This window comes from Duncaniella muris, from assembly GCF_003024805.1.
Taxonomy (GTDB): domain Bacteria; phylum Bacteroidota; class Bacteroidia; order Bacteroidales; family Muribaculaceae; genus Duncaniella; species Duncaniella muris.
In genome coordinates, this window is the sequence record NZ_PUEC01000007.1 from 19855 (window position 1) to 33474 (window position 13620).

Consider the following 13620-nt stretch of genomic DNA (forward strand, 5'->3'; position numbering starts at 1 on the left):
GACGTGCAACGCAAGGAGGGAAACTCCCGCCAGACACTTGCATAGCTGTATCATCACGCATTTTATCATATCGCCATGCCTTTATCTTCGCAGGTTTTCCGTTTGTCCCTGTTGTCGGGACATCCCCTGCTCGAAATTCTGTGAGGCCGCTTCCGACAGGATAACCGTATTCAGTATACCGGTTACACGCATCCGCTTGGCCTCTTCCGTGAGTGTGCCGTTGTTCAATGTGGCAGACAACCGGTTCAACTCGGAGGCGGTCAGCTCCCGTGAGACACGCAGTTCCCCGTTGTCCGCTTTCAGAATGGCCTTGCCGTTCTCGCCGATAGTCAGGTCGCAGTTCTTCATATTCGGCAACAACGGCTTCAGGTCGATGGTACGAAGATCCATCGCGGCGGATATGGCTGCCTTCTGTTCCTCTTCCTCCCGGTTGTCAATCTGTGTGGCTAAAAGCATAAGGGAGGCGAAAGCAGTCATCGCCATCTCCACAATCAGGTCGTTGCATCCCGACATTCCCACACCGCTGTCCTCCGACGAAAGGAGTTTTTTCATCCATCCGTCTGGCGAAAGGTTCTTTTCAGGCACGGTATCTTCCGCCGCCTTGTATTTGACGAGCAGGTCATTTCCGTTGTGCAGCATTTGCAATTTGATATGTCCTTTCTGTGCGATTTCAGCCAGATACGCCGCAGGGTCTATATCCCGTTTCGTCCCGTCGGCATAGATATTCTTCACACCGAAATGCAGATGTTCCCCGGTCGTCCGTGTCCCCGTATTGCCCGATGTGCCAAGCCGTCCGCCTGCCTGTACCGTATCGCCGACCTTGACGGAAATCTCCTTGAGGTGCATATAGGTACATTGTACCTTGCTGCCGTCCGTCCGGGCATATTCCACCGTCAGCGACTTGCCGCCGGGTGTATTCTTGTTCTGGTTTACCGCCACGACCTTGCCGCCGCTCTCCGTAGCCAGTACCGCGTCGGCTTTGCAACGGATATCCACGCCCTTGTGCATCTGTTGCTTTGTGCTGTCCAACGGGTCTTGCCGTGTTCCGAACGGAGAGGTAATGAACAGAAATTCCTCCCGTTCCACCGGGAACGAATACCCCGTTCCATGTTCCGCACTCTCGGAAGTCTGGAGCGGATTGTGTTCCACCCCGAACTGCCGGCCTTGTGCCGCCATCTCCTGCATCACCTGTCTGTCATACTTCTGCAAGCCGTTCTGCTCAATGATTTTCTGCAGGTTCTCGGCATACTTGCCGCCTGTGGCGTAACCGGCTTTCTCAATGCTTTGTGCCCAGCCCTTGTAATCGTCCGGGGAGAGTTTGAAACAACCGGCATAGCGGCTGTTCTCCTTCAAAAAGCGGGAATGATGCTCGTATGAATCACCCACGCTGTCATAGCTGCAGAACTTTTCATTCGGCTTATCATCGGTGTAGATTCCGTATTTGCCGCCTCCGGCAATCCACGAGGGTGTCGCCTTGATGCCGAAATGGTTGTTCTCGTTCCTCGCCAGACGGCTCTGTCCGTTGCTGCTTTCCAGTATGCCTTGCGCCAATGTGACGGAAGCCGGAATGCCATACCTGCGCATCTGTGCCATCGCATAATCCGCGTATTGCAGTGCATATTCCTGATTCTTGCTCATAATCGTCACTCCTTATCTATGAATACCCCTATGTGTTTCCTGCTCGTCCTGCCGTTTATCCTGTAGCTCTATCTCACTGATGGCGACACGCTCACCGGCACGGACAAGTTTGGGCAGATAGCTGTCCAGTTGCGTCCTTGGGAACTCTGCGAAAGTCGAAAATCCATGTTCCGGATATTCCTTGACCGTAATTCCCAGTATTTTTGCTCCCTTTGCCGCATCCTCATTATAAAGCCGGTACACTTCTCCTGCACGAATCAGATACAGGGCGTCGGGATGCTTTTCCTTGAGGTTGTCCCAAAACTGCCGTTTCGGAGACACGTTTTCATCATTCGTCTCTTCCGACCGATTTTCCGCCACCGTCTCATTCTGTTGCCGTACCTGCTCTTCCGTTTTCTGTTCCCCGACGGATTGTCCCTTTTGCAGCACATCGGCAAACAGCGTAGCCGCCAAATGCCGCTTGTAGCCGTCCCGGTCTTCCGCCACCCACATCCGTTGCCACTGCTGTGGAGTGACGCTGCGGGGCTGCAGCTTTTGTCCGTCGATGGTTGCCACACACTGGATTCCATCCTGCCTGGTCTTGAAGATGGCAACACGCTGAATACGGTTCAGGTCAATCTCCGGTGTATCGCTGCCGAACAAATCCACTTTCAGGTCGGGCTTGACCTCCGCCAGTGCATAATACTTGTGCGCCAGCTCCATCCGTACCTTGTCAATGTTGTCCATCGCCTGCTTGAGCGTGGAGAAAAAACGGTTCACATCCTCCTTATCGGGATAGACGCTGTACCCCTCCTTGTTTTCCGGCTTGATATAGAGTGCCCAACGGTTCTTGTCGTCTTGAATCATCTGCACGGCATCGAACCCGACCTCATTCGCCCGTCTGACCGCCTCCGACACGTCCAACGTGGAGAGCTTTTCCAACGTGTAGTTCCTTAACCGGGCCAGTGTCACCATTTTTTCATTGAAATAGCTGTCATCGGGTCTGTAGCCCAATGCACCGTCAGTATTATAGAAACGCACCTGCTCGATACCCTCTTTCTGCAATGCCCGTTCGATACGTCCCTTGTTCATGCCGGGAATCTCGTTGTTCGTCTCGGTCGAAGCTCCTGCCGGCAAAATGACATCTGCCGATTTTGCCTCCCGGTCTATGACGAGGACGATGCTTTTCGCCGCCTTGTCCGGGTGCTGGCGGATTTCATTCGCCACAAAGTAATGCTTGGGCATCTGTTCCTGCATGGTCGTGGTCTGCCGTCTGTTTCGCAGGGTGGCGTACTCAATTTTCTCGCCCCGTTCCGCTTTTCGGATAACATCAAGCGCATTGTTCACGTCGCTTTCGAGAGCGTCCATCATACACGGGTTTTCCTTGAACTCCCGACACCAGTAATCCACCGTCTTCAGGCTTGCATCGGACAGACGCGCGGGCAGTCCCAATTCCAGCATCTTGATACCCGAAGCCAGTTCCACTACCAACCTTTCATATTTTACCGCATCCTCTGACGGAGCCACGCCATTCTTCATGACCATGCCTTCACGGGCAAGCCGCTGTTGATGCCCTGTGGCACTCACGATCTGCCGCAAGGCTTCCTGCACATAATCGTGGTAATGCTCAAAATCCTTTTGACGCGGCATATAGACCGCATCTTTGTCCGTCTCGTAATGAGGAACTCCGCTACCGTCCGAACGCACGGGAACGAGGTTGTCCCGCATCTTCAATAGAAAGTCGTTGAACCGGGTGCGCAACCTGCGGTTGTCCGCCTCGGCATATCCTCTTTCCTGAACATTGCCGTCCTGCTTTACCGCATCCTCGTAAGCCGGCTTGTCAACGTAGGGCAACGTCGTCTGGTCGATATTGAAAAGCGTGCGGATCTCCCGGTTATGGACACCCTTGAACTGTGCCTTATGCTCTTCGTCCAATTGGAGATAGGCGGTGCGGTCGATGGTTTCATTCGGGTTGTTCCGGTTGACATACTTGTTCCAGTTATAGAACAGGAACGGTACGCCCTGCTCATGCTCCCGCACCGCAGCACCCCGTGCCTTGGTTTCACTGTAAAGCGTGAACAGGTTGGTCTTGCATCCGTTATTGTCCGAATGCAAGGCCATAAAGAGGGCATTGAACGGGCTGGCCGAGACCCCTTGCGGATAGAGCCGGGGAAATCCCTTGCCCGATACGTTGAGCCAATGGCCGCCGGCGTTCGATGCCCCGCCCAGTGCGGCAGACAGCAGTTCCGTCTGCTTTTCTTCGGCTTTTTTTTCGATTTGCGACTTTTCTTTCATATCATCATGCTTTTATTGTTCATGGATTTATTGGATGCCCCGTGTGCGCACAATCGTCTCCCGCTGTCCGTCGTCGTAATTCTGCGAGGCGATATGGCGTAACTGGTCGCTCTTGGCAAGCACGGCGTTCGCCAGCGTGTTCAGCGGCAATGCCCCTGCACGGTAAGCCTCCGCGACGGTCGGCGTGAGCTGGATGGTACAAGGCACACGGTCTATCGTGGCGATGAGCGTGCTGCCTTGCAGTACAGGGTTTACGATACGGGAATTGAGCGGTTCGTCGGGATAACGGCGGTACTGGTTTTCCGTATGCACGTCGGCGGACGGCATGGGACGCCCCAACGCCTCGTGTCCAGCCTTGTTCAGCTGGTTCGCGCCGCCCAGACCGACAAGGAGCATCTTCAGCAGCGGGTTACGCACGAACAGACCGGCCACAATACTCGCTATCGGCAACAGGTTGTCCCCAAAGCGCAACGATTGCGTCTTGCCGGTAAAAGCTCCCAGCAGGATGTCGGGCAGCATGGCCATGACATATCCGAGGTTGCCCGTGATATCGCCCAATCCCTCTAATCCCAATGTACCGAGCAATCCGCTCCATCCGTTCGTGTTGGTCTGCACAGCCTCTCTCTCTTGCTTTTCTTCCTCATGTGGAATAACCACCTGCCGTTCCTCTTTCTCCACTTTTTCCCTCTGTTCCATTTCCGGCTGTGTTGATTCCTTTGTGGATTTTATAGCCGTTGCATTCTTATATTTCTCCAAATGCTTCAAATAGGCTTCTTCCTGTCCGGGAGCGACGATGAGCGGCACATCCTTGTACCGTTCGGCACGTTCATTTTTCTTTTCAGGGTGTCCGGGCTTTTCGGACATTTGGAAAGGGGTAAACTTTGGTGCCTGCATCCACTCCAAAAAATTAAAGTTCATCACAGGTGTTTTTTTCTTCAACTGCTCGTTGGCCACCACAATAAGCGCACTATCACCCGTCTGTACTGTTGCAGCCTCCTTACGGAAGTCCGTAAACACGTTCCGTTCGCTACCGAACACTCCTTTGCTGATACATTGCTCCACAGAGAGCTTGGGCGACTTTTCAGGCTCGAAGCGTGAGGCGACTGCCGAGATAGCCACGTCCGCCCCGACAAACTTTGCCAATGTCGCCCACGAACCCGCGCCACCCATCATGACGGCATCCGCCGTTGCGCCCAATACCCGACCCGCACCTTTTTCCCATCCTTTCGGACGGTAGGCCGCTTCGCCCCGTGCCTCGATTTCCTCAGCAAGCGGCGAGCGGTTCAAGGTCTGCGAAAGTCCGAGCAGGCTTGATTCTGCGGCTTTGCGGATGATGTAGTCGGCTGACGATTTCGGCATTCGCTCCTTGACCAGCCGGTCGATCATCAGTTCCTCCACCCGATAGTCCATATAGGCGTAGGCAAGGTCACCGCCCAATTGTTCCGACAGTTCGTTGTACCGTTCACGCCCGATTTCCCGCACGACGGTATCGCGCCATTGCCCGGCCATGTATGCGAGGTCTTGCTGTATCTCCTTGGAGCCGGTAATCTCCGCCTTGCTCATTCCGATGTAGTCCTCCGTCGTCTTCGAGTTCCATTCGCCCGTAACCTTGAGTACCTGGTACGGGTCGCCCATCGGCTGTGCCGCAGACGCCATTGCGCTGAGTATGCCGCCCAATGAGGTGGAATACTCCCTCATTTCCTCGCCCTGCTTCTTCGTGAGGAAAGCCTGCGTTTTCGACATGACGGGAGCGAGATGGCAATGGAAATAATCGCTCACAAGACGTTCTATTTCCGCGAATTGCCGGCTATGTCTGATTCCATCCATGTTGTGTATTATATATTTATCTGTTTCAATAACTGTTCTTTCGTCTGCTCGATGGCGTTGTGGTAAACCTCCATCTGCCGGGGAAAGAACTCTTCCAGCCATGCGTCCTTTTCGATGTTGTCCTGCATGAACCGTATCGCCTCCTCCCGTTCGATTTCGACGGATGTCTCGCCCTCTTCCCGGTTGTTGAACCATGCCTTGGTCCACCAGCGCACACCCGCCCGGTCGGGATAAACCGTGACAAGCCTCGGTATGTCGAAGCTCTGTATGTCGATGTCCAGTTCCGCCAACGGGTCTATGATGCCGCCATAGGTCAGGGCTTCGTCATGGAGTTTTTTTTTATGTCGCTGCTCGCAGTGGAGAGGTACACATCATGCCGCAGGGCGAGGTAATGCAGGAAATCCGCAATAAGGAGGTTCTGCACCTTGCAGGCCAGCGGCATGGCCTTGTGTCCCAGTCCGAGCGGATTGGCCATGCTCGGCATATTCTCGTAGAAATACTCCTTCATCGCGCCCACCGTGAAGATGTGGCGTAGCGACTGCTCCGTATTCCGGGGCAAGGTGTATGCTCCATGCCGCAAATCCTCCATATAGTGCGGCAGGAAGCGCAGCATCAGTTCCTCTATCTCCCTTTTGTCCCGTTCATAATCGGTTTTCAGTTCCATCTCCAAGCCGGATAAATAGTCTGTCTCGTGTCCGCCGGCCTGACGCATTGCCTGTATGTTCCCGTACAGCATCGTCAGGAACTCCAGCGGGTTCAGTTCCTCGCCCTTGAAGCGGACAGTCATGTGCAGTTTGTCACCGCTCAAAGCTACCGTCTGTCCGGCCTTTACACGCTGTCCGAATTGGGCGAAGACATTGGACAGGTTTCCGTATGTCACCTCATACTCCCCGTAGCGGATGGTCTGGCAGATGCCGTGTCCGGAATCGTTGCCCACGCCCGACACAATGCCGCTGGCGAGGGCAGAAAGCATATAGCACCGCACGTTGAAGTCAATGCCGTGATGAAAGAATTTCTCGCCCGTCGCCGGGTCGGTCTGTTCGCCGTAGCCGAGCGACAGCTCCACGTCTTTGCCCTGCTGTTCCTCGAAAGGCATACAATAACCGCTATCGGATTGCAGGATCATTTCTTCTGTATATTTCATGCTGTTTACCTATTGATTCATATTCCTATCTTCTCATCCCTCCGCCATGCGTCTGTTCCTCTGCCGGAAGTTCGGGCGTCCGGGTGCGCTGCACGTTTTCTGTCTCCGGCGTTCGGAAGACACCCGCATTGTTGCCAATGAGCATCATGCCGAGGAATGCGCCGGCAATCTTGCCCAGCCAGCCGAAGCGTCCGAATATGAGGAACGCCGCCGCAACCAGCCCGGCAATACTCAGCCCCGACACGTTGCCGCTGCCGAGGTTACGGAAAAAGTTGCCGAACATATCAAGGCCTCCGCCACCGGAGGCTTGGCGCAAAAAGTTCGACACGCCGTTCAGCTTGTTGTCAATGCCGGTTACCGCACCGCTGACCGAACTGACGGCTTCCCCGGCCTTGCCCGTCAGTTCACGCACCCCGTCCGCTGTCTCCGCGAGGGTATTCGTCGCCGGTTCGCCGATGACCGCATCGCTCACGATACGCACCACGCTTTTGTCGGTGGTCAGCTTCTCCCAACCCACATAACCGACCGCGCCGCCGATGGTCGCCGTCTTGACGGCCTGACCCGCGCCACGCAAGGTCTGCGAAGGGTGCAGCACTGCCTTACCCATACTTTTGCCGGTGGCCGCCGTTGCCGTACCGACACCTTTTGCGGCCTTGCCGCCATATTTCAATAGTGTACTCCAAACGCCCATACGTTGTCTGTTTTTTAAGGTCTTACATTTTTTCCTATCTGCCGCCAGCGTCGCTTGGCAGCTTCCACTATGTCACGTTTGTCGGCCGCCGGACGTGCTCCCTCGTCGATTTCACGCCAGATGTCGCCCATCGTCGTGTACTTCACCGCCTTGGTCAGCCGTTGCAGTTTCTTGTTCATCATCTTGAGTTTCGGACGGATGCCGAAAACGATTTCCATGCGCTCCTTTTCCGTCATTTTGTTGTCCGACAGGCACGCCATGCGGATGTCATTCACAATCTCCACGCTGTTCATGATCAGTTCCCTGTAAATTCGGTTCCGTTGCGTGGAGAGGGCGACGGCCAACGCATGGGAGCTGTTCCGGCTCACCTGTCTGGTAAAGTCACCCATGTTATCCGTCAGCTTCGATATTTCGTGATAGAAACCGTATATCTGCGCCGCGTAGCAGACTATCGACCGGAAAGAGTCCAGATAGCTGTTGAACTCCCGTTGCAGGTCGGTCGTGGCTTTCACTTCCTCTTTCGTCCACAGGTGGCCGGTGGTCTGCAGCAGCATGACTTTCTCCTGATTCTTCAGCTCCTTTTCCGCCTTGTTGGTATAGAGCAGGATCATTCCGGCCAGTACGGGGTCGTTTTGTGCCTGTGCCTTGCCGATACCGATGCACAACAATAAGATGCCTATCCAAATCGTCCGTTTCATTGTCAGTTCCGTTTTTATCGTGCGAGGACGGCAGCCCTGCGCCAACGGGTCATGGCCATCCGAGCCGCCTCCCCGTTGTTGCGGTCGAGCATCCCGGCCGTCACATTGTTCCACACATCATTGAGGGTATAGTACCGCATGCTCAAGTAGAGCAGGTGCAGCTTCCGGCTGAAAGCCGAAAGTTTGTCGTTCAACGCCCACAGGGTCTTGCTGCGTTCCGCTCCCGTGAGCATATTCTCTTTTCCGCCCTTGGCCACTGCGTCATTCAGGAGTGTGAAGACCGATACCAGTTCCGTTGCCGTCTCGATATAGAGGTTGTTCATGCTCATGGAGGCAATGATGCCCTGCGGGTTGTTCCTGATGGCGTTGCCAAGTTTCCCTAACGTGAGAAAGATTCTCACGCCGTCGTTGTAGAGGTGGGTGCAGGCTTTCAGCGACGAAGCGTAGCCGCTTGCCGTCTTGAGATAGCTGTTATATTGCTTCTCCCATTTGTGAATGCGGTTGAACTCGGCGGCGATGCTGTTCTGCAGCATCGCTGTCTTCGTCTGACCGTTTATCTGTTTCTCTATCTGGTCATTGACGACCTCGTTGCCCTCGGCCAACGCCATCCATTCCAAGGGATTGGACGCCGTGATTTGTGCTTTCGCCCAGTGTGGCATCAGGCAGACGGCAAAAATGACCAGACTAATGATTCGTGATTTCATATATTCCCTTTTTTCGTTTGTTATACTCGACCCGTTCCCGGATAAGCGTTACCACATCGAAGTTGTGTCTGATACCTACCAAATCAAGCCGGGGCGTATTCCTGTCCATCGAGAAGATGCGTACCGTCTTCAATCCGCAAAGCTGCTGCATGAGGCTTTGGTGTTCCACAAAGTCCACGATACGGTATTGTTCCATGTAGTCCGTCTTCCGGGACAGCACCCCATGCCTGCTGATAAGCTGCTCGCTGCCGATGTGGTAGCGTGTCCGGCGCAGATAGATGAAACGGTACAGCAATGCCAAAGAAAGCAATGCGGCGACCGGTACGGCAAGAGCTGTCAGAGGCAGTCCCTCCATGCCACCGTACACCCATGCCGCACAGCACAATACGATTGCGGGCAACTCGTCGATAACGAATTGTCCGGCGTGCGGTCGCAGCACGATACTTTGGAAATGTCCTGTGGGTGCATCGGTCATCATCGGCGAAAGTGTGTTTGTTGTTCCTCTTCCGGTGACTGTTCTCTCGCCTGTGTCTCATCGACCGTCTCTTCCTGTTTCTGCCCGGCCAAAAGCTGTTCGTTCCAGTCCTTGTTGGGATAGGTAGGCTGTTCACGGACAAAAGAGGCGTCATTCGCCTTGTCCAAACCGAGGAACTCCCGCAATCCTTCACGGAACTCCTTGTAATGTCCGTTCATGATATCCGTCTGTTCCCGTATGTCGTCCGGATGGCACAGGCCGCTCGAACGCATCGACATGGCTTCTTCCCACGCGGATTCATATTTCCCGTAGCTCGACCGCAAAGCGTCGGGCAGCAGGTCTATGTCACCTTCATCGAGGTTTTTGCCATCAGAGACGGAATCTAAATAAGGCTTCCGCTCCGGTGTCTCCTCGATGGTGGAACGGACAGCCCGGTACATCTCCTGTTGCAGGTTCTTGGCAAACTCGATTCCCGCAAGGTCGGTATCGAAACAGATGTGTTGCTTGGCAGGAAGCGTGAGCGTAAGGACACCCCGCATCTGTTCCACCGTCGGGTTGCCGCCGGTAGATATGAAGACCGCTTTCCGCAAATCCTTGTCGTTTGCCTGATGAAGCTGGTAATAGGCCATCGCGTCGTAGGCACTCTCGAACCAGTAGATATGCCTGGCTTCGGTAAGCGTAGTTTTGGCTGGGCTGGCAATCCATAGCCCTTGGCTCGAATTGCTCCCTTCCGCCTTCCCTTTATAACTGCCGCTGCCATCCATGCGAGGGCGGCCTCGCTCTTCCAGTCCGACAACCTGTCCCGTATCTTTCGGAACGGTCAGCGGAAAGGCGAGGTTGGTGTATTTTATGCCGTTCTCACGGTGTTTCGTCGCCAGACAGAAGTTCCGGTGAAAGGCATACTGCGTGTAAAGGTCGATGCCCCGATGCTTGAAGAACGGATAGAACTTCTTTTGTGTCGCCCGATCCTGCGGATTGAAGTGGTGAATGTCGTAATCCGCCATGTCAAACGGCTTCACATCCCGTTTAGGCTGGATAATCCGGATGTCCCGGTCAGCGACGGGATGGTTCAGCAACCGGTTACAGACAAGGTTTACCAGTCGGTCGGGAGACACGCCTGCACGGTATTCCGCAAAAAAATGCGGATGCTCCTTGATAAAGGAAATGATGTTATACGACTTCTGCTGTTGCGGTTTGAAACAGCATTTCCCTTGCTGCGTGACAATGAACTTGTCGTTGCGGATGCGCCGCCCCTCGCTGTCCAACCGGACATACGAGGGATAACGCAGGCCGTCGCGCCGGTTCAGGTGATAGCCCGCGTCAATAAGCACGTCCTGAATGTTCAGCCTGCGCAGAAAATCGTCGTAAGTCAGTTCGCCCTCTCTCATGGTTTACCTCCCCATTCTCATATCATTGATTTCACGGTTCATCTCTGCCTCGAAACAACGGATGGCCACATCCCTCGGCGTATCGACACCCGGCTTGAAGTACGGGCGTGGCGGACCGCCGAAACGCTCGCCGTAGAACTCCGGGGCTTGGCAGTGATGGTGGATGCCGTGCGCGACACCCGCCGCGACTACCGTACCTGCGGTGAGGGCGGCAAAGATTTTCGTACCGAGCCCCCGTTGTGCTTCCGGGCGTGTCTTCATGTCCACTTCGCTGAAAATCTTGGAAAAGAGCTTCATCCGGTGATAGTCATCCACAGCAAGGAACTTGTCGTAGTCCCGTTGGGTTATCTCATGGCTGATAGCCTGACCGTCGATAACGGCGGTCATCCTGTATTTCCCCTCGGTTTGTGCCGGTTGAACGGCTATCTGGCTCACTTCAACTTCCCGCCCGTGCTTCTCTTCCCGATACCATCCCTTGTTTTCATTCAGAAACTGGAGGTCACGCCCGTCAACAGCCGCACCGACATAGCCCTGCACGGATTCCTCTTGCTGTTGCAGCGAGGTTTCCACCGGCATGAAAGCCTCCTGCTCCTGCCGTTGGCGTTGTTCCAAATCCTGCTGTACTTCGGGATGCAGACCGATAGCGATGCGTTGATCGCTGTTGAGAGCCTCCATCGTCATTTTGTCGGAAAAGTCAGCTCCGATAATGCCGTTCAGCAGTTCCAGGCGTTTTTCTACGGGTTGTTCCTCGATGGGTGCGGCAACCAGTGTCCTCACTTCCTCTTCCGTCAGGTCATAGACCATATCGGCTTGGACGCTTTCCGACTGCACGGTCAGCGTCCGCCTGTCCGCGTCCACGACAAGACCGTGCGAGGCAAGGCACTCCGCCCATTTCTCGTTGGAAAAATAGACCGGAGAGGCTATAAGCTCCTTGTACGGCCGTGCCGGTTCCCCGCTGCGCGGACGACTGACCATCGGCGTGATGACCGCCTGCAAGTCCTGCAGAACGTCCCGTTGCTGTACTGGTTGCGCCTGTTGATGCCCCTTGTAATAGAATCCGTAACCGCCCGATTGCAACTCGCCGGGCTTCATGCGCCCGTCGGGACGTTCGGGTACGATGGACGGCCCCGGAAAGAACAGTTGGCCGCCGACCCTGCGCAGGTGGAAGCCCCACTGGTTGCGTGGCGTCCAGCCGAGGAACGGCGGGGGCATTCCCATCCGTCCCATGCGACCGTACTCGCCGATGCCGATGCGGTAGCCATGCAGCCCCATAGCCACACGCCCGTTGGCATTTCGGGCATGGACGAAGTTCTTGGGCATATAGAAGTCTTTGCCCACGATGCTCGTGAGCACGTTGTAGGCTTTCTTGTTGGCCGTATTGGTTCCCCAGTCCGTGAGTGCCAACATCTGACGTTCGCTTATCGGATAGACCAGCAGCGGAGAATCATGCCCCTGCACAATCAGCCGATACCCTGAACCATCAAGCGCAATATGGGCTTGCAGGCCGTTACGCATCAGCATATTGCGCATTTCGGGCTGCAAGTCCATCTGCCGGGGATTGGTATTCGTTCGTATCGCCATAGTCGGATTGTTTTCGTTATGCGTCGCCGCGTTCCATTGCCACCTCTAACTCTTCGTCCTTGAAGCGGACAAACTCGGCAGCGGATTCGTTGCCGACAGCAAGCCCCTTTTCCTCGCAGTAACGGGCGTATTCCTCCTGCCAGTCGGCGGAGAAATGATTGACGTAATCGAGCCAGCCGTATTCGCCGCTCTGCATCTTCCCGACAAGCACCTCTTCGGGATAATATTCGTTTTGTGCCATAATCTACGGATTGATTGTTTTTACTTGTGAAGGGCTGCCGCACGGTTGCGCTCGCCGCTCTTCTTCTGTTCGTTCCACAACTCTTCGGTATAGTCCTCTTCCGAAACGTAGTCAAGGTTGCCGTCATCGTCCATGACCCAGCAACCGTAGCACCCGAAGGTGTATTTGTCCCACTCGCGCTTGGGCTGGTTGCGCCATTGCTGCGCGTCGCCCGAACAGATGCGGATGCCGGTCTTGGCATGAAGGTCTATGCCCACCGTGGCAGGCTCGCCGTCCACAACGACTGTCAGCGGCTCGCCGTGCTGCATCCCGTTTACCTCCACCGCACCGAGACGCATGACCTCGGCCAGCACTTTCAGGTTGCGTGCGATGATGGGCGTGGGGACATACATCACCTGTTTCGTCTCGGCATCAATCTGCACGAAAGCCTTGCTGCTCCGGCCGTCCGCCATTTCCACGTCGGCGACAATCGTCTTGCCGTCGAGCAACTGTTTCTGTTGCACTTCGTCATACCGTTCCAGCGGAGAGGATTTCAGTGCCGGATAGAAGACCACATCCACCTGACCGTTGTCCATGCGGATAAAGGCAAAGCGGCTACGGCTCTCTATTTGCCCGCCATGCTCGTCCGTGACACGCACGGGAAGCACGGGAGAATGCCGACCATTGCAGATGTCGTCCAACACACGCATCGGCAAATCCTCGATCATCTCCCGTGTGAGACCGAATCGTTCCAGTGCCGGAAAAGGTAATTCATCAAATTCAATCTGAACTTTTTTCATACTATATTCATATTATAAAATTGTACTATACAAAGATAGAGACATCTTATTATGACGGACAAAAAATACAGCTATATAAATGGTTGTAATATGCTGTTTTTATCTTCATTAGTACGATTGTTCAATTCAAATCGTACTAATAGACGCAAAATATCAAACCAATACAAGAAATGACGGCTG

Annotated in this window: 13 protein-coding genes; all 13 read right to left on the reverse strand. The window is 54.6% G+C overall.

The annotated features are described in order from the left end of the window. Nucleotides 1–81 precede the first annotated feature (81 nt). From C5O23_RS04175 to C5O23_RS04235, 13 genes are read right to left on the reverse strand one after another with little or no spacing between them, the layout of a single operon-like run. Nucleotides 82–1638, reverse strand: coding sequence for a glucosaminidase domain-containing protein (locus C5O23_RS04175; RefSeq protein WP_107031707.1), 1557 nt, complete (start codon nt 1636–1638; stop codon nt 82–84). A gap of 12 nt (nt 1639–1650) precedes the next feature. Then, nucleotides 1651–3912 (reverse strand): MutS N-terminal domain-containing protein, encoded by a 2262-nt coding sequence (locus tag C5O23_RS04180; protein ID WP_107031708.1) that lies wholly within the window; start codon nt 3910–3912, stop codon nt 1651–1653. A 27-nt stretch (nt 3913–3939) separates the two neighbouring features. Continuing rightward, the gene (locus C5O23_RS04185) at nt 3940–5739 is read right to left on the reverse strand and encodes a hypothetical protein (protein WP_107031709.1); all 1800 of its coding nucleotides are present in this window, start codon (nt 5737–5739) and stop codon (nt 3940–3942) included. A gap of 8 nt (nt 5740–5747) precedes the next feature. Further along, nucleotides 5748–6029, reverse strand: a complete 282-nt coding sequence (locus C5O23_RS04190; RefSeq protein ID WP_107031710.1) for a hypothetical protein — start codon at nt 6027–6029, stop codon at nt 5748–5750. A 23-nt stretch (nt 6030–6052) separates the two neighbouring features. Further along, nucleotides 6053–6883 (reverse strand): M23 family metallopeptidase, encoded by an 831-nt coding sequence (locus C5O23_RS04195; RefSeq protein ID WP_107031711.1) that lies wholly within the window; start codon nt 6881–6883, stop codon nt 6053–6055. 25 nt (nt 6884–6908) lie between these two features. After that, nucleotides 6909–7574 carry a hypothetical protein gene (locus tag C5O23_RS04200; RefSeq protein WP_107031712.1) on the reverse strand — a complete coding sequence of 222 codons (666 nt, stop codon included), beginning with the start codon at nt 7572–7574 and terminating at the stop codon, nt 6909–6911. A 14-nt stretch (nt 7575–7588) separates the two neighbouring features. Beyond that, complete coding sequence (locus C5O23_RS04205; protein ID WP_107031713.1) at nt 7589–8272, reverse strand: hypothetical protein; 684 nt, start codon at nt 8270–8272, stop codon at nt 7589–7591. 14 nt (nt 8273–8286) lie between these two features. Next, nucleotides 8287–8976 carry a hypothetical protein gene (locus tag C5O23_RS04210; RefSeq protein WP_107031714.1) on the reverse strand — a complete coding sequence of 230 codons (690 nt, stop codon included), beginning with the start codon at nt 8974–8976 and terminating at the stop codon, nt 8287–8289. Beyond that, entirely contained in the window at nt 8957–9454 is a 498-nt protein-coding gene (locus tag C5O23_RS04215; protein WP_107031715.1) for a PH domain-containing protein, read from the reverse strand. Before C5O23_RS04215 ends, C5O23_RS04210 begins: the two co-directional genes overlap by 20 nt. Then, nucleotides 9451–10839: a toprim domain-containing protein gene (locus C5O23_RS04220; RefSeq protein ID WP_107031716.1), complete on the reverse strand. Its 1389-nt coding sequence runs from the start codon at nt 10837–10839 to the stop codon at nt 9451–9453. Before C5O23_RS04220 ends, C5O23_RS04215 begins: the two co-directional genes overlap by 4 nt. A gap of 3 nt (nt 10840–10842) precedes the next feature. Then, on the reverse strand, nt 10843–12420 hold the full coding sequence (locus C5O23_RS04225) for a hypothetical protein (RefSeq protein WP_107031717.1): 1578 nt from the start codon (nt 12418–12420) through the stop codon (nt 10843–10845). Nucleotides 12421–12436: 16 nt separating this feature from the next. Beyond that, nucleotides 12437–12661, reverse strand: coding sequence for a hypothetical protein (locus C5O23_RS04230; protein WP_107031718.1), 225 nt, complete (start codon nt 12659–12661; stop codon nt 12437–12439). A 20-nt stretch (nt 12662–12681) separates the two neighbouring features. Then, entirely contained in the window at nt 12682–13440 is a 759-nt protein-coding gene (locus tag C5O23_RS04235) for a DUF4099 domain-containing protein (protein ID WP_107031719.1), read from the reverse strand. Nucleotides 13441–13620 lie beyond the last annotated feature (180 nt).

Coding starts and splice junctions, on each gene's coding strand:
- C5O23_RS04175 (WP_107031707.1), bottom strand. CDS start 1,638: ATGAGCAAGAATCAGGAATATGCACTGCAATACGCGGATTATGCGATG.
- C5O23_RS04180 (WP_107031708.1), bottom strand. CDS start 3,912: ATGAAAGAAAAGTCGCAAATCGAAAAAAAAGCCGAAGAAAAGCAGACG.
- C5O23_RS04185 (WP_107031709.1), bottom strand. CDS start 5,739: ATGGATGGAATCAGACATAGCCGGCAATTCGCGGAAATAGAACGTCTT.
- C5O23_RS04195 (WP_107031711.1), bottom strand. CDS start 6,883: ATGAAATATACAGAAGAAATGATCCTGCAATCCGATAGCGGTTATTGT.
- C5O23_RS04200 (WP_107031712.1), bottom strand. CDS start 7,574: ATGGGCGTTTGGAGTACACTATTGAAATATGGCGGCAAGGCCGCAAAA.
- C5O23_RS04205 (WP_107031713.1), bottom strand. CDS start 8,272: ATGAAACGGACGATTTGGATAGGCATCTTATTGTTGTGCATCGGTATC.
- C5O23_RS04210 (WP_107031714.1), bottom strand. CDS start 8,976: ATGAAATCACGAATCATTAGTCTGGTCATTTTTGCCGTCTGCCTGATG.
- C5O23_RS04215 (WP_107031715.1), bottom strand. CDS start 9,454: ATGATGACCGATGCACCCACAGGACATTTCCAAAGTATCGTGCTGCGA.
- C5O23_RS04220 (WP_107031716.1), bottom strand. CDS start 10,839: ATGAGAGAGGGCGAACTGACTTACGACGATTTTCTGCGCAGGCTGAAC.
- C5O23_RS04225 (WP_107031717.1), bottom strand. CDS start 12,420: ATGGCGATACGAACGAATACCAATCCCCGGCAGATGGACTTGCAGCCC.
- C5O23_RS04230 (WP_107031718.1), bottom strand. CDS start 12,661: ATGGCACAAAACGAATATTATCCCGAAGAGGTGCTTGTCGGGAAGATG.
- C5O23_RS04235 (WP_107031719.1), bottom strand. CDS start 13,440: ATGAAAAAAGTTCAGATTGAATTTGATGAATTACCTTTTCCGGCACTG.